We start from the raw sequence: 19326 nt of genomic DNA, 5'->3' as shown, positions 1-19326 counted from the left end.
CTCAGCGCTCCTGGATGGCCATGCGCTGGTTGTACCAGTTCATGAAGGCCGAGGTGGTGATCGAGGTGGTGAGGTACACCAGCATGATGATGGCGATGCACTCGACCGCGCGCCCGCTCTGGTTGATGGTGGTGTTGGCGATGGACACCACGTCGGGGTAGCCCACCGCCACCGCCAGCGACGAGTTCTTGGTGAGGTTGAGGTACTGGTTGGTCAGCGGCGGAATGATCACGCGCAGCGCCTGCGGCAGGATCACCTGGTTCATCTTCTGCTTGGGGTTCAGGCCGAGCGCGGTGGCGGCTTCGTCCTGCCCCCGGCTCACCGACTGGATGCCGCCGCGCACCACCTCGGCCACAAACGCCGAGGTGTAGACCACCAGGCCGATGAGGATGGCCATGAACTCGGGCGTGGCGCTCACGCCGCCATCGACCATGAACGCCAGCTGCTCGGGCACGTTCCATTCGCGCGGCATGCCGGCCACCACCCAGCCCACCAACGCGAACACCACGATGAGCGCCACGGGGCCCCACACGCGGTCGCCGTTCTGGCCGGTGAGCTCGAAGCGCTTCTGCACGCGCTGGCGCCACACCCACGCGGCCACCAAGCCCACGCCCATGCCGGCGAGCACGTGTCCCACACCCATGGACGGAAAGGGGAACGAGAAGCCGCCCTTGCTCAGGTAGAAGAGGTTGGCCACGTTCCAGGCTTCGTTGGAGGCGGGCAGCACCTCGATGAACACCAGGTACCACATCAGCAGCTGCAGCAGGATGGGCACGTTGCGGAAGATTTCCACATAGCCGTAGCACAGGCCGCGCACCAGCGCGTTGCGCGAGAAGCGGCCCACGCCCAGCAGCACCCCCAGCACGGTGGTGAGCACGATGCCGATCACCGCCACCTTGAGCGTGTTGAGCACGCCCACCCAGATGGCTTTGCCGTAGCTCTCGCTGGGGCTGTAGGGCACCAGCGTTTCGCCAATGTCGAAACCGGCGGTGGCACCCAGAAAGTCAAACCCGCTCTGGATGCCGCGGATGCGCATGTTCTCCTGCGTGTTGTGCGCCAGGAACCACACGCCCGCGGCGATCAGCACGAGCGCAATGGCCTGAAAGATCAGGCCGCGCGTGGCCCGGCTGTTGAGCGACCAGTGGCGTTTTTTGGGGGGGAGTTGGGGCTTCAAGGCGACCTCGGCATGCGGTTGTCGGGAGTCGGCTGCGCCAACCCCGCCAGCGCGCGGCTGGCAGGGTTGGCGCAGGGGCATGGCCGGTCGATCAGCGCACGGGCGGGGCGTACATCAGGCCGCCCTGGGTCCAGAGGTTGTTGGTGCCGCGAGGCAGGGCAATGGGGGTCTTGGGGCCGACGTGGCGCTCGAACTGTTCGCCGTAGTTGCCCACGGCCTTGATGGCGCGCAGCGCCCACTCCTTGTCCAGCCCGAGGATCTTGCCGGTGTCTTCCGTGCCCGCGCCCACCAGCCGCATGACGTTGGGGTTGGTGCTGGTCTTCATCGAATCGGCGTTGGCCTGGGTGATGCCGTATTCCTCGGCTTCGATCAGCGCGTAGCCGACCCACTTCACGATGCTGAAGAACTCGTCGTCACCCCGGCGCACGGCCGGGCCGAGGGGTTCCTTGGAGATCAGCTCGGGCAGGATGACATGGTCATCGGGCTTGGGCGTTTCCTTGGCGCGGATCGAGGCCAGGCCCGAGGCGTCGGTGGTGTAGGCCTGGCAGCGGCCGGCCACGTAGGCGGCGGTGGCGGCTTCCACCTTCTCGAACACGACCGGCTTCAGGGCCAGGTTGTTGGCGCGCGAGAAGTCGGTGAGGTTGAGCTCGGTGGTGGTGCCGGACTGCACGCACACCGTGGCGCCCTTGAGCGACTTGGCGCTCTTCACATTGAGCTTCTTGGGCACCATGAAGGCCTGGCCGTCGTAGAAGTTCACGCCGGTGAACACCAGGCCCAGCGAGGCGTCGCGGGTCAGCGTCCAGGTGGTGTTGCGCGCCAGCATGTCGACCTCGCCCGACTGCAGGGCGGTGAAGCGCTGCTGCGCGGTAAGCGGCACATAGCGCACCTTGTCGGCGTTGGAGAGGATGGCGGCGGCCACCGCGCGGCACACGTCCACGTCCATGCCGCTCCACTTGCCCTGGCTGTCGGCGGCCGAGAAGCCCGCCAGACCCGTGTTCACCCCGCAGATCAGTTCACCGCGTTTCTTGATCGCATCCAGGTCTTTGCCGGCGTGCGCCGGCAGGCTCATCAAGGCGGCGGCCATGCCCAGGCCCAGGGCGGTGCAGGTGGTGGCATTCATCTTCATCGGGTCTCTCCAGTGGTGTTTGAAAGGTCATGGACCGCGCGGGGCGTGCACCTGTTGGGTGCATGCACGCGGTCGCCCCGAATGTAGACCCGCCCCTTTGAGGGCGGGATCGGGGTTTACGTGGGCGAATCCCGCGCCACGGGGTCGAATCTGCGGCACGGAGCGGGCGCGATGGCCTGCGCAGGAAGCGTTGCAGATTCCGTGCCACGAACGTCTCTATGGCGACAAACCCGCTGAACGCTTCGCGAACCCGGCCCGTATGCTTGCCCCACAAAACCACAACGGAGACACGTGATGAGCAGCACCACCGAAGGCGGGCGCGCCGCGTCCGCGCCCGATCCCAAGGCGCACCACCGCTTCTGGCCCACGCGGCTGCCCCACCGCATCAGCGTGCCGGCCACCTCGCTCTGGCACAACCTCGCGGTGAGCGCGCTGCGCTACCCCGACAAGCCCGCGCTGGTGTTCTTCGACAGCGTGCTCACCTACCGCGAGCTGCACGCGCAGGCCGAGCGCCTGGCCGCGCACCTGCGCGAGCAGGGCGTGCAGGACGGCGACCGCGTGATCCTGCTGATGCAGAACTGCCCGCAATGGGTGGTGGCGCATTTCGCCATCCTGCGCGCCAACGCGGTGGTGGTGCCGGTCAACCCCATGAACCGGGCCGAGGAGCTCAAGCACTACATCACCGACCCCGACGCGCGCGTGGCCATTGCCGCCGCCGACCTCGCGGGCGAACTGCTCAAGGCCAACAGCGAAGTGGCCGAGGGCGAGCGCCTGCGCCACCTGGTGGTGTCGCACTACAGCGATGCCTACGGCCCGCAGGCCGAAATACCACCGGCCTGGGCCGAGTGGCTGGGCGCACGCCACGCGCTGCCCACCGTACCCGGCGGCTCGGTGAGCGACTGGGCGCAGGCGCTGGCCTGCACCGGCACCGCACCCGCGCACAACCGGGGACCGGACGACCTGGCCGTGCTGCCCTACACCAGCGGCACCACCGGCCTGCCCAAGGGCTGCATGCACCCGCACCGCACGGTCATGCACAACGCCGTGGCCGTGGGCCTGTGGACCGGCAGCACCTCGGAGAACGTGGGCCTGCTCGTGGTGCCCATGTTCCACATCACCGGCATGGTGGCGGGCATGCACGCGGCCGTTTATGCGGGCGCCACCATGGTCGTCATGCCGCGCTGGGACCGCGAGCTGGCCGGGCGGCTGATCTCGCGCTGGCGCTGCACCCACTGGACCAACATCCCCACCATGGTGATCGACCTGCTGGCCAGCCCGAAGTTTGACCAGTACGACCTCTCCAGCCTGGTGCTGGTGGGCGGTGGCGGCGCAGCCATGCCGCAGGCCGTGGCGCAGCGGCTGCTGGAGCAGTTCAACCTGCGCTACAGCGAAGGCTACGGCCTGACCGAAACCGCCGCCCCTTCGCACAACAACCCGCCCGACCACCCCAAGCAGCAGTGCCTGGGCATTCCCTTCATGGGCACCGATGCGCGGGTGGTCGACCCGCTCACGCTCGAAGAAATGCCGCAGGGCGAGGCCGGCGAAATCATCATCCACGGCCCCGAGGTGTTTGACGGTTACTGGAAGCGCCCCGAGGCCACCGAGGCCGCGTTCATCACGTTTGAAGGCAAGCGCTTCTTCCGCTCGGGCGACCTCGGCCGCGTGGACGAAGACGGCTACTTCTTCATCACCGACCGCTTGAAACGCATGATCAACGCCAGCGGCTTCAAGGTCTGGCCTGCCGAGGTGGAGGCGCTGATGTTCAAGCACCCCGCCATTGCCGAAGCCTGCGTGATCGCCACACAGGATGCGTACCGCGGCGAGAGCGTGAAAGCGGTGGTGGTGCTGCGCGAGTCGGCCCGTGGCAGCACCAGCGCGCAGGACATCGTGGACTGGTGCCGCGAGCACATGGCCGCCTACAAATGCCCGCGCACGGTCGAGCTGGTGGCCGCGCTGCCCAAGAGCGGCAGCGGCAAGGTGATGTGGCGCCTGCTGCAGGAACAGGAGGCCGCGCGCGCCCAGCCCTGAGCTATGCTCGGCCCCCGTTTCTGGAGCGCTCAACATGCGGATACTGCTGGCCGAAGACGACGCCGACCTGGGCAACTGGCTCACCCGGGCGCTGGGGCAAAACGACTTTCAGGTCGACTGGGTGAACGACGGCCGCATGGTGCGGCGCAGCCTCAAGGCCACCCGCTACGACGCGCTCATCCTCGACCTGGGCCTGCCCGGCGTGGGCGGCCACGACGTGCTGGCCGACCTGCGCGAAGCCGACCAGCGCCTGCCCGTGCTCATCCTCACCGCGCGCGACTCGCTGATGGAGCGGGTGAGCTGCCTGCACGGCGGGGCCGACGACTTCCTGGCCAAACCTTTCGAGGTGGCCGAGCTCGAAGCGCGCCTGGTGGCGCTGATCCGCCGCTCGCACGGTGTGGACCACGCGCGCTTTGCCTGCGGCCCCTTGAGCTACGACAGCACCACGCGGCAGTTCCGCCTGCAGCAGGAACCCCTGAGCCTCACCCCGCGCGAACACGCCGTGCTGCGCGCCTTGATCCAGCACAGCGGCGAGCCGCTGTCCAAGCGCGAACTGGTGGAGCGCGTGTTTTCCGACGAGAGCGACGTGCACCCCGAAGCCATCGAGGTGCTGGTGCACCGCCTGCGCAAACGGCTGGAGAGTTCACCCGTGCGCATCACCACCTTGCGCGGCATGGGCTACCTGCTCGAGTGCCCGCCATGAAGCCGGCACGCTGGCTGCGCGCGAGCATCCAGCGGGCGCTGCTGGTGGTGCTGATCCCCGGCATGCTGCTGGTGTTCTCGGCCGAGCTGTGGCTGGCCTGGCGCACGGCGAGCGAGGCGGCCGATGCCGCTTACGACCGCTCGCTGCTCGGCGCGGTGAAGTCGATCGACTCGAGCATTTCCACCGCCAGTGGCGGCCTGGGCGTGGAGCTGCCGTACCGCATGCTCGAGTTCTTCGAGCTCACGGCGCAGGGCAAGGTGTATTACCGCGTGGCCACGGAAGACGGGCTGGTGGAAATCGGCAGCCCGGAACTGCCGCCGCCCCCCGAGCCCCTGCGCACGGGTGTGCCCCAGTTTTTTGATGGCGTGTACCTGGGCGAAGCGGTGCGCGTGGGCAGCTACGCACGCGAACTCACGCCGCCCCTCACGGGCGAAGCGGGCCCGCAGCGGGTGGTGATCCAGGTGGCCGAAACGCTGGAAGCGCGCAACGAGTTCCGGGGGCGGCTGGTGCTGCAGTCGGTCGCGCGCGATTTCTTTCTGGTGGTCTTTGCCAGCGCGCTCTTTGGCCTCACGGTGGCCTGGGCCATGCGACCGATGGCCCGCCTGCGACAGGACGTGGAGGCGCGTTCGCCGCAAGACCTCACGCCCATGAACAGCGATGACGTGCCCGCCGAACTGCTGCCGCTGGTGGGCGCGATCAACCACCACGTGGCGCGCAACCGCGAACAGAGCGAACAGCAGCGCCGCTTCGTGGACGACGCGTCGCACCAGCTGCGCACGCCGCTGACCACGCTGGCCACCCAGGTGGCTTACGCGCTGCGGGAAGACAACCCCGCCCAGCTTCGCACGGTGGTCGAAGACATCCGCCTGCAGCTCGACGAGACCATCCGCCAGACCAACCAGATGCTGGCCATGGCCAAGGCCGACAGCGCACCACCGGCACCCGAGCCGCTCGATGCCGTGGTGATGGCCGAAGACCTCATGCGCCGCTGGTGGCCCGTGGCGCGCCTGCATGGTGTCGACCTCGGCCTGCACGCGCCCATGACCCGGCTGCCGTTTCGCGGCGAAGCCGCCCTGCTGAACGAGGCCTTGTCGAACCTGCTGCACAACGCGATTCGCCACGCGGGCGAGGGCAGCCACGTGACGCTGGCGCTGGCCGCAGACGAAGCCTGGCTGCGCGTGAGCGTGACCGACGACGGGCCCGGCATGCCCCCCGAAGAACTGCAGCGGGCCGGCGAGCGCTTCTTTCGCGGCGGCGGCCAGCAGGTCCCCGGCTCGGGCCTGGGGCTGTCGATTGCGCGCTCGGTGGCGCAGCGGCATGGCGGCACGCTGCAGGTGCAGCCCGGGCCCGAGGGCCGGGGCCTCTGTGTGGCGCTCACCGTGCCCGTCGACTTCAAGGGTTAACCCTTGAAGATTCGCGCCGGTGCTGAAAGCGTCCTGAAAGTGCGAAATTTCTACATTGGCTTGCCACGCCCCCTTTGGCGCGGACATTTGCCGACCCACAGAGGAGACACTTTCATGAAATTCGTCACCCGCCTTCTGGCGACCGCCCTGTCCACCGTTGCCCTTGCCGCGAACGCTGCCGGGGCGCTGGAAAAAACCGAATGCATCGCGCCCGCCAAACCCGGTGGTGGGTTCGACCTGACCTGCAAGCTCGTGCAGAGTGCGCTGGTGGAGGGCAAATACATTGCCGACCCCATGCGCGTGACCTACATGCCCGGCGGCATTGGCGCCGTGGCCTACAACACGGTGGTGGCGCAGCGCCCGGACAGCGCCAACACGCTGATTGCGTTCTCGGGCGGCTCGCTGCTCAACCTGGCACAAGGCAAGTTCGGCCGCTACACCGAAAACGACGTGCGCTGGCTGGCCGCCATCGGCACGGACTACGGCGCTGTGGTGGTAGCCGAAAACTCGCCTTTCAAATCGCTCAAGGACGTGATGGCCGCCATGAAGGCCGACCCCACCAAGGTGGTGCTGGGCGCCGGTGGCACCGTGGGCAGCCAGGACTGGATGAAGGCCGCGCTGACCGCGCGCGCCGGTGGCGTCAACCCCAAGGCGATGCGCTACGTCGCGTTTGAAGGCGGGGGCGAGGCGCTCACCGCGCTGCAGGGCGGGCACATCCATGTGTTCACCGGCGACGCCGCCGAGGCCATGCAGCAGATCAAGGCCGGTGCCAAGGTGCGCCTGCTGGCCGTGATGCACGACAAGCGGCTCGCGGGCGACATGGCCGCCATTCCCACCGCCAGCGAGCAGGGCTTCGATGTGCAGTGGCCCATCATCCGCGGCTTCTACCTCGGCCCCAAGGTGAGCGATGCGGACTACAAGGTCTGGGCCGACACCTTCAGCAAGATGATGGCCACGCCCGCCTACAACGCGCTGCGCGCCGAGCGCGGCCTGTTCCCGCTGGCCATGACCGGCGCCGAGCTCGACACCTACGTGAAGAAGCAGGTGGCCGGCTACCGCAAGCTCGCCGACGAGTTCGGCCTGGCCACCACGCCGGCCAAGTAAGCGCCCCGCTTCACGTTTCCCGGGCCGCCACGCGCTGGCGGTCTCTTTTACCCCTGGAGTTCCTCATGAGCGACCGCGCACTCGGTGCGGCGTGTGTGCTCGCGTCGGTGGCCATGGCCGCCGCCGCGCGCGACTACAGCGCCGCCTTTTCCTACGAACCCCTGGGCCCCAAGGCCTTCCCGATGCTGCTCGCCGTGGGGCTGGGGCTGTGCGGTCTGTGGATGCTGTGGCGGCCCGCGCAGGGCGCGCAGGCGTTCAAAGGCATCCCCTGGATACCCACGCTCTGGTGTGTGGGCGCCATCGCTGTGTATGCCGCGCTGTTCCAGACCCTGGGCTTCGTGCTGGCCACTGCGCTCATGACCGTGCCGGTGGGCATGGCCTTTGGCGGCACCTGGCGCCAGACGCTGGCCGGTGGCGTGGCGCTGGGCGTGGTGCTCTTTCTCTTGTTCGACAAAGTGCTGGACGTGGTGCTGCCCGCCGGCCTGCTGGGAGGCCTCTGACATGGACGTGCTCAAACACCTGGTGGAGGGCTTCGGCGTCGCGCTGAGCCCGGTCAACCTGCTTATTGCGGCGCTCGGCTCTTTCATCGGCACCATCGTCGGGCTGCTGCCGGGCCTGGGGCCCATCAACGGCGTGGCCATCCTCATGCCGCTGGCGTTTGCCATGAAGCTGCCCCCGGAAACTTCGCTGATCCTGCTGGCCGCGGTGTACATCGGCTGCGAGTACGGCGGACGCATCTCCTCGATCCTGCTCAATGTGCCCGGCGATGCCGGCGCGATCATGACCGCGCTGGACGGCTACCCCATGGCACGCAATGGCATGGGCGGCGTGGCGTTGTCGATCTCGGCCTGGAGCTCTTTCGTGGGCTCGCTGGTGGCCACGGTGGGCATCGTGTTGCTGGCGCCGTTGCTCGCGCAGTGGGCCTTGTCGTTCGGCCCGGCCGAGTATTTCGCGCTGATGTGTTTTGCCTTCGCCTGCATCGCTGGCTTGATGGGCGACGCGCCCGTGAAAGCTGGTGTGGCCGCCCTGATCGGCCTCTCGATGTCGTGCGTGGGGCTGGACTCGAATTCGGGTGTGTACCGCTTCACGGGCGGCGACATCCACCTGTCCGATGGCATCCAGTTCGTGGTGGTGGTGATCGGCGTGTTCTCCATCAGCGAGATCCTGCTCATGCTGCAGGAGCACCACAGCAAGACCGGCGCCATCACGCAGACCGGCCGCATGATGTTCAACCTGCGCGAGATGACCAGCACCTGGTGGGGCACGGTGCGCTCCAGCGTGCTGGGGTTCGTGGTGGGCGTGCTGCCGGGCGCGGGCGCCACCATTGCCAGTGCCATGGCGTATTCGATGGAAAAGCGCCTGACCGACAAGGAAGGCACCTTCGGCAAGGGCGACATTCGCGGCGTGGCCGCACCCGAGGCGGCCAACAACTCCGCGGCCACCGGCTCCTTCGTGCCCATGCTCACGCTGGGCATTCCGGGCTCGGGCACCACGGCGGTCATGGTGGGTGCGCTCTCGCTCTACAACATCACGCCGGGCCCGGCGCTGTTCACGCAACAGCCCGCGCTGGTGTGGGGACTGATCGCGTCGCTGTTTCTGGCCAACGTCATGCTGCTGGTGATGAACATCCCGATGGTGGGCCTGTTCACCCGCATCCTGCGCGTGCCCAACTGGCTGCTGGTGCCCTCCATCCTGGCGGTGAGCAGCGTGGGGGTGTACGCGGTGCACGCCACCACCTTCGACCTCATGCTCATGGTCGTGCTCGGTGTGGTGGCCTACCTGCTGCGCAAGCAGGGCGTGCCCATGGCGCCGCTCATCCTGGGCTTCGTGCTCGGTGACCTGATGGAGCAGAACCTGCGCCGTGCGCTGTCCATCAGCAACGGCGACGCCACGATTCTGGTGGGCAGCCCGATTTCGATCGGGCTGTGGTTGAGCGCCAGCCTGATGCTGATGCTGCCCGTGCTGATGCGCCTGGCGTCCCGGCGCACCCGCACGGGCGCCGTGCCGGCGCCCTGAACGGCCCGCGTCCTCAGAACTTCAGGCGGGCCCCGACGTAGTACGCGCGCGGCTCGCCCGGGGTGAGGATGGCGGCCGTGGCGGCGGCGCGGTCGCGCACGCTGAACTGCGACACGTAGTTCTTGTCGCCCAGGTTGCGGGCTTCGGCAAACACCTCCCAGTCCTTGCCGGTCCAGCCGGTGCGCAGGCCCCAGAGCGTGTACGAGTCCACGCGGTAGGTGTTGCTGAAGTCGGCGAAGCGGCTGCTGACGATGTCGAACGTGGGGCCAAAGAAGAAGCCGCTGGCATGGCGGTACAGCACTTCGCCTTTGATCGCGACCTTCGGTGCCGCCGGCAGCACGTTGTTGCCGTACACCGAATCACCGCGGAAGCGGAAGTGGTTGAACGTCATGTTGACCATCGGCTCCAGGCGGTGCTCGCGGCTGTCACCCAGCGCGAAGCTGCCCGCCACCAGCGCCTCGATGCCCGCGTGCACGGTGCGGTCGGCATTGATCGACAGGCTGGTGCCGGGTGCGCTCGGGTCATCGCGCGAAAGGATCTCGTTGCGCAGGCGCGTGTAGTACATCGCCACGTCCCAGTTCCAGTGGTTGCGCTGACCCAGCGCCTGCTTGCCACGCGTGCCCACTTCGAACACGGTGCCGCGCATCGCGTCGAGCAAGGTGTTGGCCGGGCCGCCGGGCGTTTCGTCTTCCAGTTCGTAGAACGTGGGGGCTTCGTAAATGCGGCTGACGTTGGCAAACAGCTGCGTGGTGGGCGTGAGCTGTCGGATCAGGCCGGCGCGGGGGTTGACGCTGTGGTAGTCGCCCTTGAGGCCGGCGCTGGCCACTTCACGGCTGGTGGAGATGGCCTGTGCGCCGTACACGGCGGTCCAGTTCGGCGCGAACTGCCAACGGTCCATCACGAAGAGTTCGAGGTTGTCGGCGCGGTTGTCCACCACGCTGGAGAGCGTTTGCGCGCCCCCGGGCATGTAGCTGAAGTTGCCCCCCTGCACGGTGGTCTGTGCGAGGTTCAGGCCCACGAGCATGTCGTGGGCACCCATGCGGCGCTGGTAGCGCAGCGAGCCGCCGGTGGTGCGTTGCTCGGTGTCGATCAGCAGCGAGAAGAAGGGCGGCGCGTAGACGATGGGGTGGTAGAGCTGCTGGCTCTCTTGCGACAGGCCCACGGTGAGCTTGCTGTCGGCGTCGATGGTCCACACCGTTTTGTTGGCCAGGCGCCAGCTCTCCACGTTGTAGCGGTAGTGGCCCGCCACGGCGGCGGCTTCGGCCTGGCGGGGGTCATCGAGCCATTGCTGGCGGGTGAGCACGCCCGGCAGTTCCTGCTGGTTGTCGATGTAGCTGGCGTAGAAGCGGGTGTGCACGTCGGGGGTGAGCTGCAGGCCGCCATTGGCGTAGAGGCCTTTGCGGTCTTGCCGCTGATGCAGGCGGTAGCCATCGGACTGGCGCGTCTCGGCCGTGACCAGGCCATCGAAGTTGCCGGCCACACCACCCAGCGTCACGCGGCCCTGCCACTGGCCAAAGCTGCCGGCATTGAGCAGCAGTTCGTTGCGCGCGCCGTCGCGCGCGGTGGGGGTGATGAAGTCGATGGCGCCGCCCAGCGTGGCGGCTCCGTAGGTGAGCGCGTTGGCGCCGCGCGCCACCACGGCATGGCTGGCGGAGAGCGGGTCGATCTGGCGGTTGTGGTTGTTGCCGTCCGCGGCGGTCACGGGCAAGCCGTCCTGCAGCAGTTTGATGCCGTTGCCGTCGTAGTTGGTGGCGTCCAGGTTGGAGCCGCGGCTGGAGAGAAAGGACGAGTCGCCCGTGGAGCCACTGGCGACCCACAGGCCGGGCACGTAGCGCAGCATGTCGCCCAGGCTGGTGACCTGGCGCAGGCGCAGGCTTTCGCCGTCGATGAGCGAGACGCCGCCCGGGGTCAGGGCTTGCTCGGCTTCGAGCTCCTGGCGGGCGGGGTCGCTGGCCTGGTCGGCCTGGATGACCACCGTGGGCAGTTGTGGCGCGGTGGACGGTGGTGTGGTGGTTTGTGCGAAGGCGCTGGAGGCCAGCACGGCGGCGCACAGCACGGCGCAGGAAGGTCGGTTCATGGTGTTCGATGCAAGAGGGTTCTGGACAGGGCGTGGCGCACGCGTGGCATGCAGGCGCACCGCTGCAGGCGTGCAAGCGGCATGCGCAGCGCCATGCAGCGCAAGCGACACAAAAGCGGGGGAGACGGGCCTCAGGCCTGCGCGGGCGGGCCGTGCGAGGGCGGCGGCAGCGCGTGCCGGCGCAGCGCCACTGCGGGTTGTCGCGTCGGCGCCGGGGTGGGCGCCGCGACGGGGGAGAAAGCCGGCAGCTCGGTGGCGCCCAGGGGTGCCGGTGTCGAGGCCACCATGCACAGCTGGGCGCAATTGGCGAGGTGGTCGGCACTGAGGCTGTCCCGCTCGAGCGCGTCGAGGATCTCGGCGGGCAAGGCCGCCCGGGCTTCGGCCGCGTTTGCCGGGGTGCCACACCATGCGCCCATGGCGCTGTTGGGCGCAGCGGCCATGGCCGCGTGGGCCACGGGCATGCACAGCTGCGCGAACCAGGTCAGGAAGACCAGGGTCCAGGCCAAACGTCGATGTGCCAGGGTGCGCCGCATGGGCGTGGATTCTAGTCATCGCCCTGCGCGCCCACGGACTTGCAGCGCGCCTGCACAATGGCGCGACACCCCTCAACAGGCGGGTTTTCGGCCCCCCAACACCCAGGAGACGACCATGTTCAAAGCCCTCGTGATCACCAAGCCCGAGTCGGGTTACCAGTGCGAACTCACCGAGCTCGACGAAGCCCAGCTGCCGGCCAGTGGCGATGTGACGGTGCGTGTGGACTACTCCACCGTGAACTACAAGGACGGGCTGGCCATCACGGGCAAGTCGCCGGTGGTGCGCAGCTTCCCCATGGTGCCGGGCATCGACTTCGCGGGCTCCGTCACCCACAGCGACCACCCGAAGTGGAAGGCCGGCGACCGCGTGCTGCTCAACGGTTTTGGCGTGGGCGAGGGGCACTGGGGCGGCCTGTCGCAAATGGCGCGCGTCAAGGGCGACTGGCTGGTGGCCTTGCCCGACACCCTGAGCGAGCGCGATGCCATGGCGCTGGGCACCGCGGGCTACACCGCCATGCTGTGCGTGCAGGCGCTGCAGAAACACTGGGCTGAAGCGGGCGTGGCCGCCGGCAGCGGCGAGGTGCTGGTGACGGGCGCGGGCGGTGGCGTGGGCAGCGTGGCCATTGCGCTGCTGGCCGGCCTGGGCCACACCGTGGTGGCCTCCACCGGGCGGCCGCAGGAAGCGGATTACCTGAAGGCGCTCGGTGCGGCCAGCGTGATCGACCGCGCCGGGCTCGGGGCACCGGGCAAGCCCTTGCAGAAGGAGCGCTGGATCGGTGTGGTGGATTCGGTGGGCAGCCACACGCTGGCCAATGCCTGCGCCAGCACCCGCTATGGCGGCGCGGTGGCGGCCTGTGGACTGGCGCAGGGCATGGACCTGCCCGCGAGCGTGGCGCCTTTCATCTTGCGCGGTGTCACGCTGTACGGCATCGACAGCGTGATGGCCCCGATGGCGCGCCGCGAAGCCGCGTGGGACGCGCTCGCCAAGACGCTCGACCGCGCCCAGCTCGCTGCCATGACCACCGAGATCGGCCTGGCGGATGCGGTGGCCGCCGCGAGCCAGATCCTGGCCGGCCAGGTGCGAGGCCGGCTGGTGGTGAAGGTCAAGGACTGAGCGCCGTGCCCGCCGGCACCACCTGCCGGTAGGCGTGCCAGGTCGCGTGGCCCACCACCGGGCCCACGACGATGAGGCCGGCCAGGTACGGCAGCATCGACAGCCCCACCAGCAGCGTGATCAGCGCACCCCACCACGCCATCACCCCGGGGTTTTGCAGGCAGGCGCGAATGCTCGTGAGCCCGGCCGAAATGGCGTCCACCTCCCGGTCCAGGATCATGGGGATCGAGACCACGCTGGTGACAAAGATGAGCCCGGCAAACACGCCGCCCACCAGCGTGTAGGTGATGAGGAACTCGAGGTTCTCGCGCGCGAGCAGCTGCGCAAGCAGGTCGTGCGCTTCGGGCACGGTGCTGAAGGTCACGGCAAACACCACCAGCGACGCACGGCCCCACAGCATTTCCAGAATGAGCAGCACGCCGGCAAAGATCGCCATGGTGCCTTTCGTGGGCCGCCACGCCGCGAGCGAAGCTGCAAAGCGGGGCCGCCGGCCTTGCTGCAGCGCGCGGCTGGCGTCGTACAGGCCCAGACAGAGAAATGGCCCGATGAGCAGGAAGCCCGCCGAGAGCGCCAGCACGTAAGCCGGCGCAGCCTGAAACACCGCCAGCAGCGCGTGCCCCATGAGGAAGAAACACACGCCGTAGAACAGCCCGACCGGGCTGCGCACGAAATCGTTCCAGCCCAGGCGCAGCCAGCGCAGCGGATCGCCCGCGCTCAGCGATGCGATGGGCAGGTCGAGCACGGTGGGCGGGGGCGCTTCTTCTGGCATCGGGGTCTCCTCGGGGGTGGGCGCGCCACCTCGTGGCGGGTGGTTGGCGCGGGGTGGGATGCGGCTTGTCAGTTGAGCTGGTGCCCGCGCAAATGCAGCGCCAGCGCTTCGTCAAACGCGTGGGTGTGGCGCGAGAACCAGGCTGCCAGCTCGCGCGACATCTGCCGCACCTGCGCGAGCTGCCCCTGGCGAAGCTGCCCCACGCCCTCGCGCAGCAGGTTCAGCACCACGCGGTGTTCGAGCGAATGCGCGTCCGACTGCCGGTGGCCGGTCTCGCGCATCCAGGTGTCTTCCTGGCCGAAATGCGTGGCGACGTGGGCCACCAGTTCGCCCCAGGCCTGCGAGAGGTCGGCGTCGCTGGCCCGCTGCGCCTGTGCGAGCCGCTCCATGAGTTCGTGGTTCATCCTGTCCAGCGGATCAAAGTCCAGCGACAGGGCCGGGGTCCATTGCGCGGTGTTCATCGGGTGCTCCTTCTGGCCGTTCGGGCCGCTTCCTTGCGGCGTGTCGCCAGCTTGGCAGGGCGCGCTGGCGCGCGCCTTGATCCAGCGCAAACGCGGCCCACGCGCAAGGCCCGCCCGCCCGTGGGTGTGATGGCGCGCCGCTACACTGCCCGGCCTATGACCAGTGAATTCCAGCCCCCCTACGTGCCGCTGTCCGATGTGCATGGCGCCCTCAAAACCACCGGTTTCGCGTTGCTCAGCGCGGCCGCCGTGGGCGAGTGGCTGGCGGCCAGCCCGGCCGATCTGGCGGCGCTGCACGCGGGCTGGAACCAGCTGCCACCCGATGCGTACCTGAAGGACGGCGGGCGCTACCGCCGCCGGCGCCACAGCTGCTTTGTGGTGGAAGCGGGGCAGGTGCAGCAGGTGCTGCACCGCGCCCACTGGCAGCCGCTGGAATACAACGCGCTGCACGGCGGCATGCAGCGTTGGTTTGAACCCATGGAGCCCGCCACGGTGGCCCTGCCGGTGTGGCAGCGCCTGCTGGCCCGGCTGGGCGACGCCGCCAGCGCGCTGCGCGGTGTCCAGCCCTGGAGCGTGGAGGCGCATGTGTTTCGCATCGACACCACCGACGGCATTGGCCGGCCCACGCCCGAAGGCGCGCACCGCGACGGCGTGGACCTGGTCGCCGTGTTCATGGTGGACCGCCACGCCATCAAGGGCGGCGAGAGCCGGGTGTTCGAGGCCAACGGCCCCAGCGGCCAGCGCTTCACGTTGCGCGAGCCCTGGTCGCTGCTGCTGCTGGACGATGCCCGCGTAATCCACGAAAGCACACCCATCCAGCCGCTGGACGCCGATGCGCTGGGCTGGCGCGACACGCTGGTGGTGACCTACCGCCAGGGCGCCTTCCAGGGCGACTGAGCCGCCGTGGACAACCTGCGCGAGCTGTCTTCCCGCATGGCCCGGCCGGGCCGCTTGGAGGCGATCGTGTTGCGGCCGGCGCGGCGCGCGGTGCCGCTGCTGGTGCAGGAAGTGCAGGCCGTGGCTGGCCAGGGTCTGGAAGGCGACCGTGCCGGTGCCGGGCGGCGGCCTGGGGCGAGCCCGTCGCGCCGGCAGGTCACGCTCATGCAGGCCGAGCACCTGCCCGTGATCGCTGCGCTCACCGGCCGCGATGCGGTGCTGCCCGCCGAGCTGCGGCGCAACCTCGTGATTTCGGGCCTGAACCTGCTGGCCGCGCGCAGCCCGTTTGCCGACCAGCCCTTGCGGCTGCGCATCGGCGCCGATGTGCTGCTGGACGTGACCGGCCCCTGCGCGCCCTGCTCGCGCATGGAAGAGGTGCTGGGTGCCGGTGGCTACGCGGCCATGCGCGGCCACGGCGGTGTCACGGCCGTGGTGGTGGCCGGCGGCGTGGTGCGGGTGGGCGACGCGGTGGTGATGGAGACGCCGGGCCCGGCCTGAGCCCGCCCGGCGGCGGGCGTTACACCCGCTCGAAGATCGCGGCGATGCCCTGGCCGCCACCAATGCACATGGTCACCAGCGCGTAGCGGCCCTGAATGCGCTGCAGCTCGTGGATGGCCTTGACGGTGATCAGCGCGCCGGTGGCGCCAATCGGGTGGCCCAGCGAAATGCCCGAGCCGTTGGGGTTGACCTTGGCCGGGTCCAGGCCGAGGTCCTTGGTCACGGCGCAGGCCTGCGCGGCGAAGGCTTCGTTGGCCTCGATCACATCAAGATCGTTCACGGTGAGGCCGGCCTTTTTCAGCGCAAGCTGGGTCGCGGGCACGGGGCCGATGCCCATGTACTTCGGGTCCACGCCGGCGTGCGCATACGCCACCAGACGGGCCAGCGGTTTCGCGCCGCGCGCCTTGACCTGTGCGCCTTCCATCAGCACCACGGCGGCGGCCGCGTCGTTGATGCCCGAGGCGTTGCCGGCGGTCACGGTGCCGTTCTCCTTCACGAACACCGGCTTGAGCTTGGCCAGGTCTTCCATCGTGGCGTTGCTGCGGAAGTGCTCGTCGGTGGCGTAGGCCACGTCGCCCTTTTTGCTCTTGAGCATCACCGGCACGATCTGGTCCTTGAACACGCCGGCTTCGGTGGCGCGCTGCGCGCGGTTGTGGCTTTCCACGGCCAGCTTGTCCTGGTCTTCGCGGCTGATGCCCCATTTGGCCGCGATGTTCTCGGCCGTCACACCCATGTGGATGGTGTGGAAGGGGTCGTGCAGCGCCCCCACCATCATGTCCACCATCTTGGTGTCGCCCATGCGGGCACCCCAGCGCATGTTCAGGCTGGCAAAGGGTGCGCGGCTCATCACCTCGGCACCCGCGCCAATGGCCACGTCGGTGTCGCCCAGCAAGATGCCCTGTGCCGCCGACACGATGGCCTGCAGGCCCGAGCCGCAGAGGCGGTTGACGTTGAAGGCCGGCGTGCCTTCGGCGCAGCCGCCGTGGATGGCCGCGACGCGCGAGAGGTACATGTCTTTGGGTTCGGTGTTGACCACGTGGCCGAACACCACATGGCCGACGTCCTTGCCATCCACGCCGGCCCGCGCCAGCGACTCGCGCACCACGAGGGCGCCGAGCTCGGTGGGGGGCTGGTCTTTCAGGCTGCCGCCAAAGGTGCCAATGGCGGTGCGCACGGCGCTGACAACGAAAACTTCACGGCTGCTCATGGGGGTCTCCTGATGGTGGGGGATACCCGCCATCGTATCCGCCACCCCCGTGGCGACTTTGCGCTGCGTCAGAAAGTCTGGCGGGCGATCACGCGCAGTTGCGTGCCGCTGCCGTCGCGGCCCGGACGCGTCAGAAAGATCTCGCCCATGGCCGGGTTCTGGCCGGTGAGGGCGGTGATGTTGACCTGGTGCGTCACCAGCGCGAGGTTGCGCGGCGCCTGCCAGCCCTGCACCGCGTCGAGCACGGCGCGCGTCTGGGTGTCACGGTCGCCCGTCTCGAAGAACGAGTTGATGGGCGGCCACACGGTGTTCTGCTTGAAGGCCAGCATGGCCGTGTCGACGCAGCGGCACCACGCGCTGGAGCGCACCTGGTCGACCTTGACGCGCTCGCGCAGAAACGCCGCGTGCACCTTGCGGGCCTGCTCGCGCCCGGCGTCGCTCAGGTTGCGCTGGGTGCTGCAGTTGCCGATCTCGAAGTTGGGTGGGTCGCCCACGCCGGGCACGGTCTGGGCGTGGCGCATCAGCAGCACGCAGCCGCCCTCGCGCAGCAGGGTCCAGAAGCCGGGCTCCTGCGCCAGGGCCAGAGCGGGCAGGGCGCCCAGCGTGAGGGCGGTGGCCTGGGTGAAATCGCGTCGGTTCATGAAATGTCCTCGGGGTGGGTCAATCGCGCACATCGGCCACGGGCTGCGTGCCGAAGTCGGGGCGCTCCAGCCACGCCAGCACGCGGGCGGCGGCCTCGGCTGGCGATGTGAGCTGTCCCTGGCGCTTGAGTTCCACGAACCGTTCGAGATCGGGAAACGCGGCGGAGTCGCCCGCGCGCAGTTGCGACTGCATGTCGGTGTCGATCACCCCGGGCGCCAGCGACACCAGTCGCGCGCCGTGCGGGTGCTGCGCCTCGTCCAGCGCGCTGCAGCGGGTGAAGTGGTCCATGCCGGCCTTGGCCGCGCAGTACGGCGCTTGCGCCGCCATGGCCCGGCGGCCCAGGCCCGAGGAAATGTTGAGCACCTTGCGCGGCCCGCGCCAGCCGCCAGCCACCCAGGCGCCGGTGGCGCGCAAGAAAGCGGCGGTGAGCTGCATGGGCGCTTCGAGCCCCACGCGCAAGGCGTTGGCGAGGTCTTCGGGCGGGCAGTCTTCCAGCGGGCCAATGCGCGGGATCACCCCGGCGTTGTTGATGAGCGTGGCGCTGGCCACCTGCGCGGCGTCTTGCTCGGCCAGCCACGCCTGCAGGCGCTGCGCGGCGGTGGTGGTGTCGGCCAAGTCTTGCGTCCACTGCGTGAAAGGGGCGTTGAGCCGCTGCGCTTCGTCGGCCAGCTGGCGGTTCACGTGGCGCGAAATGCAGAGCAGGTGGCGCTGGGGGCTGAGCAGCTGCAGGGCCATGTGCAGGCCCATGCCGCGCGAGCCGCCGGTGAGGATGGTGAGGGAATGGGTCATGAGGGGTCTCAAAAAGGGCAGGGGCTGTGAAAGGCGATGGTCTCACCGTGCCGCGGATGCGGCAGCGAGAGGGCATGGGCATGCAACAGCAGGCGGGGCGCGCGGGCCTGCTGCTCGGGGGTGGCGTACAGCGCGTCGCCCAGGATGGGGTAGCCAATGGCTTGCAGGTGCACGCGCAGCTGGTGGGTGCGGCCGGTGACGGGCTCGAGTTCGAGGCGTGTGGCGTCGACGGGTGGCGTGTCGGCCAGGCGCCAGCGCGTCACGCTGGGTTTGCCGAGCTCGGCGCTCACGATGCTGCGCGGGCGGTTGGGCCAGTCGATGGTCAGCGGCAGGTCGATGGTGTTCCAGCCGTTGTCGGGCTGCGGATTGGCGAGCGTGCCGGCCACGACGGCGGTGTAGCGCTTGTGCACCTGCCGGGTTTCGAAGGCGCGGCTGAGCTGGCGTTGGGCGTCCAGGCCACGCGCCATGACGACGAGGCCGGAGGTGGCCATGTCGAGCCGGTGGACCACGAGCGCATCAGGCCAGCGGGCCTGGGCCCGGGCGCTGAGGCAGTCCTGTTTGTCGGGGCCTTTGCCTGGGACAGCGAGAAGGCCTGCGGGTTTGTCGAGGACGATCAGGTGGTCGTCTTCGTGGATGACCTTCAGGTTGCTCAAGGGTTGCACCTCGCGGGCGTTCGGGCACACGGCGCCCTGCTCCGCGCATGTCCCCCGCCGGCTGGTGCCGGCTCCTCCTTGATTTCGCTGCGC

The 19326-nt window shown here is 69.0% G+C and carries 19 protein-coding genes; 9 read left to right on the top strand and 10 right to left on the bottom strand.

Annotated elements, in window-relative coordinates:
• Window position 1: 1 nt before the first annotated feature.
• The gene (locus tag KXJ60_RS15960) at window positions 2-1174 is read right to left on the bottom strand and encodes an ABC transporter permease subunit (protein ID WP_291130154.1); all 1173 of its coding nucleotides are present in this window, start codon (window positions 1172-1174) and stop codon (window positions 2-4) included.
• 91 nt (window positions 1175-1265) lie between these two features.
• Complete coding sequence (locus KXJ60_RS15955; RefSeq protein WP_291130151.1) at window positions 1266-2300, bottom strand: amino acid ABC transporter substrate-binding protein; 1035 nt, start codon at window positions 2298-2300, stop codon at window positions 1266-1268.
• Window positions 2301-2594: 294 nt separating this feature from the next.
• Between KXJ60_RS15955 and KXJ60_RS15950 the strand changes: the two genes are divergently transcribed.
• The 6 genes from KXJ60_RS15950 to KXJ60_RS15925 all read left to right on the top strand — a co-directional run bounded on the left by KXJ60_RS15950 (window position 2595) and on the right by KXJ60_RS15925 (window position 9554).
• Entirely contained in the window at window positions 2595-4328 is a 1734-nt protein-coding gene (locus tag KXJ60_RS15950; RefSeq protein ID WP_291130148.1) for a long-chain fatty acid--CoA ligase, read from the top strand.
• Between the two features lie 34 nt (window positions 4329-4362).
• Window positions 4363-5031 carry a response regulator gene (locus KXJ60_RS15945; protein ID WP_291130145.1) on the top strand — a complete coding sequence of 223 codons (669 nt, stop codon included), beginning with the start codon at window positions 4363-4365 and terminating at the stop codon, window positions 5029-5031.
• Window positions 5028-6434, top strand: coding sequence for a sensor histidine kinase (locus KXJ60_RS15940; RefSeq protein WP_291130142.1), 1407 nt, complete (start codon window positions 5028-5030; stop codon window positions 6432-6434). Before KXJ60_RS15945 ends, KXJ60_RS15940 begins: the two co-directional genes overlap by 4 nt.
• A 114-nt stretch (window positions 6435-6548) precedes the next feature.
• On the top strand, window positions 6549-7538 hold the full coding sequence (locus KXJ60_RS15935; RefSeq protein ID WP_291130139.1) for a tripartite tricarboxylate transporter substrate binding protein: 990 nt from the start codon (window positions 6549-6551) through the stop codon (window positions 7536-7538).
• Window positions 7539-7603: 65 nt separating this feature from the next.
• The gene (locus KXJ60_RS15930) at window positions 7604-8038 is read left to right on the top strand and encodes a tripartite tricarboxylate transporter TctB family protein (RefSeq protein WP_291130136.1); all 435 of its coding nucleotides are present in this window, start codon (window positions 7604-7606) and stop codon (window positions 8036-8038) included.
• 1 nt (window position 8039) lies between these two features.
• Complete coding sequence (locus tag KXJ60_RS15925) at window positions 8040-9554, top strand: tripartite tricarboxylate transporter permease (RefSeq protein WP_291130133.1); 1515 nt, start codon at window positions 8040-8042, stop codon at window positions 9552-9554.
• A gap of 13 nt (window positions 9555-9567) precedes the next feature.
• Here KXJ60_RS15925 and KXJ60_RS15920 read toward each other — a convergent pair whose 3' ends face one another.
• Together KXJ60_RS15920 and KXJ60_RS15915 are read right to left on the bottom strand one after the other, a co-directional pair.
• Window positions 9568-11631 (bottom strand): TonB-dependent receptor, encoded by a 2064-nt coding sequence (locus KXJ60_RS15920; protein WP_291130130.1) that lies wholly within the window; start codon window positions 11629-11631, stop codon window positions 9568-9570.
• Window positions 11632-11762: 131 nt separating this feature from the next.
• Window positions 11763-12137 carry a hypothetical protein gene (locus KXJ60_RS15915; RefSeq protein ID WP_291130127.1) on the bottom strand — a complete coding sequence of 125 codons (375 nt, stop codon included), beginning with the start codon at window positions 12135-12137 and terminating at the stop codon, window positions 11763-11765.
• Between the two features lie 142 nt (window positions 12138-12279).
• Here KXJ60_RS15915 and KXJ60_RS15910 point away from each other — a divergent pair, with 142 nt between their 5' ends.
• Complete coding sequence (locus KXJ60_RS15910; protein ID WP_291130124.1) at window positions 12280-13278, top strand: MDR family oxidoreductase; 999 nt, start codon at window positions 12280-12282, stop codon at window positions 13276-13278.
• Here the strand turns inward: KXJ60_RS15910 and KXJ60_RS15905 are convergent.
• Both KXJ60_RS15905 and KXJ60_RS15900 read right to left on the bottom strand, forming a co-directional pair.
• Window positions 13268-14047: a DUF2189 domain-containing protein gene (locus KXJ60_RS15905; RefSeq protein ID WP_291130121.1), complete on the bottom strand. Its 780-nt coding sequence runs from the start codon at window positions 14045-14047 to the stop codon at window positions 13268-13270. The genes KXJ60_RS15910 and KXJ60_RS15905 overlap by 11 nt on opposite strands.
• A 68-nt stretch (window positions 14048-14115) precedes the next feature.
• On the bottom strand, window positions 14116-14508 hold the full coding sequence (locus KXJ60_RS15900; protein ID WP_291130117.1) for a hemerythrin domain-containing protein: 393 nt from the start codon (window positions 14506-14508) through the stop codon (window positions 14116-14118).
• A gap of 156 nt (window positions 14509-14664) precedes the next feature.
• Here KXJ60_RS15900 and KXJ60_RS15895 point away from each other — a divergent pair, with 156 nt between their 5' ends.
• Both KXJ60_RS15895 and KXJ60_RS15890 read left to right on the top strand, forming a co-directional pair.
• Window positions 14665-15405, top strand: a complete 741-nt coding sequence (locus KXJ60_RS15895) for a 2OG-Fe dioxygenase family protein (protein ID WP_291130114.1) — start codon at window positions 14665-14667, stop codon at window positions 15403-15405.
• A gap of 6 nt (window positions 15406-15411) precedes the next feature.
• Entirely contained in the window at window positions 15412-15942 is a 531-nt protein-coding gene (locus tag KXJ60_RS15890; RefSeq protein WP_291130111.1) for an MOSC domain-containing protein, read from the top strand.
• Window positions 15943-15961: 19 nt separating this feature from the next.
• Here KXJ60_RS15890 and bktB read toward each other — a convergent pair whose 3' ends face one another.
• The 4 genes from bktB to KXJ60_RS15870 form a co-directional block, all read right to left on the bottom strand.
• Entirely contained in the window at window positions 15962-17149 is a 1188-nt protein-coding gene (bktB, locus tag KXJ60_RS15885; RefSeq protein WP_291130108.1) for a beta-ketothiolase BktB, read from the bottom strand.
• Between the two features lie 68 nt (window positions 17150-17217).
• Window positions 17218-17790, bottom strand: a complete 573-nt coding sequence (locus KXJ60_RS15880) for a histidine phosphatase family protein (RefSeq protein WP_291130105.1) — start codon at window positions 17788-17790, stop codon at window positions 17218-17220.
• 19 nt (window positions 17791-17809) lie between these two features.
• The gene (locus KXJ60_RS15875; protein ID WP_291130102.1) at window positions 17810-18580 is read right to left on the bottom strand and encodes an SDR family NAD(P)-dependent oxidoreductase; all 771 of its coding nucleotides are present in this window, start codon (window positions 18578-18580) and stop codon (window positions 17810-17812) included.
• A gap of 8 nt (window positions 18581-18588) precedes the next feature.
• Window positions 18589-19263 (bottom strand): RluA family pseudouridine synthase, encoded by a 675-nt coding sequence (locus KXJ60_RS15870; RefSeq protein ID WP_291130100.1) that lies wholly within the window; start codon window positions 19261-19263, stop codon window positions 18589-18591.
• Between the last annotated feature and the right edge of the window lie 63 nt (window positions 19264-19326).

The sequence above is a fragment of the Hydrogenophaga sp. genome, from assembly GCF_019264445.1.
Lineage (GTDB): Bacteria > Pseudomonadota > Gammaproteobacteria > Burkholderiales > Burkholderiaceae_C > Hydrogenophaga.
This window is presented reverse-complemented; position numbering and strand designations above follow the sequence as displayed.

What these genes read in the sequence shown, in the direction of transcription:
- KXJ60_RS15955 (WP_291130151.1), bottom strand. Translation starts at nt 2,300, where the DNA reads ATGAAGATGAATGCCACCACCTGCACCGCCCTGGGCCTGGGCATGGCC.
- KXJ60_RS15950 (WP_291130148.1), top strand. Translation starts at nt 2,595, where the DNA reads ATGAGCAGCACCACCGAAGGCGGGCGCGCCGCGTCCGCGCCCGATCCC.
- KXJ60_RS15945 (WP_291130145.1), top strand. Translation starts at nt 4,363, where the DNA reads ATGCGGATACTGCTGGCCGAAGACGACGCCGACCTGGGCAACTGGCTC.
- KXJ60_RS15940 (WP_291130142.1), top strand. Translation starts at nt 5,028, where the DNA reads ATGAAGCCGGCACGCTGGCTGCGCGCGAGCATCCAGCGGGCGCTGCTG.
- KXJ60_RS15935 (WP_291130139.1), top strand. Translation starts at nt 6,549, where the DNA reads ATGAAATTCGTCACCCGCCTTCTGGCGACCGCCCTGTCCACCGTTGCC.
- KXJ60_RS15930 (WP_291130136.1), top strand. Translation starts at nt 7,604, where the DNA reads ATGAGCGACCGCGCACTCGGTGCGGCGTGTGTGCTCGCGTCGGTGGCC.
- KXJ60_RS15925 (WP_291130133.1), top strand. Translation starts at nt 8,040, where the DNA reads ATGGACGTGCTCAAACACCTGGTGGAGGGCTTCGGCGTCGCGCTGAGC.
- KXJ60_RS15920 (WP_291130130.1), bottom strand. Translation starts at nt 11,631, where the DNA reads ATGAACCGACCTTCCTGCGCCGTGCTGTGCGCCGCCGTGCTGGCCTCC.
- KXJ60_RS15910 (WP_291130124.1), top strand. Translation starts at nt 12,280, where the DNA reads ATGTTCAAAGCCCTCGTGATCACCAAGCCCGAGTCGGGTTACCAGTGC.
- KXJ60_RS15905 (WP_291130121.1), bottom strand. Translation starts at nt 14,047, where the DNA reads ATGCCAGAAGAAGCGCCCCCGCCCACCGTGCTCGACCTGCCCATCGCA.
- KXJ60_RS15900 (WP_291130117.1), bottom strand. Translation starts at nt 14,508, where the DNA reads ATGAACACCGCGCAATGGACCCCGGCCCTGTCGCTGGACTTTGATCCG.
- KXJ60_RS15895 (WP_291130114.1), top strand. Translation starts at nt 14,665, where the DNA reads ATGACCAGTGAATTCCAGCCCCCCTACGTGCCGCTGTCCGATGTGCAT.
- bktB (WP_291130108.1), bottom strand. Translation starts at nt 17,149, where the DNA reads ATGAGCAGCCGTGAAGTTTTCGTTGTCAGCGCCGTGCGCACCGCCATT.
- KXJ60_RS15880 (WP_291130105.1), bottom strand. Translation starts at nt 17,790, where the DNA reads ATGAACCGACGCGATTTCACCCAGGCCACCGCCCTCACGCTGGGCGCC.
- KXJ60_RS15875 (WP_291130102.1), bottom strand. Translation starts at nt 18,580, where the DNA reads ATGACCCATTCCCTCACCATCCTCACCGGCGGCTCGCGCGGCATGGGC.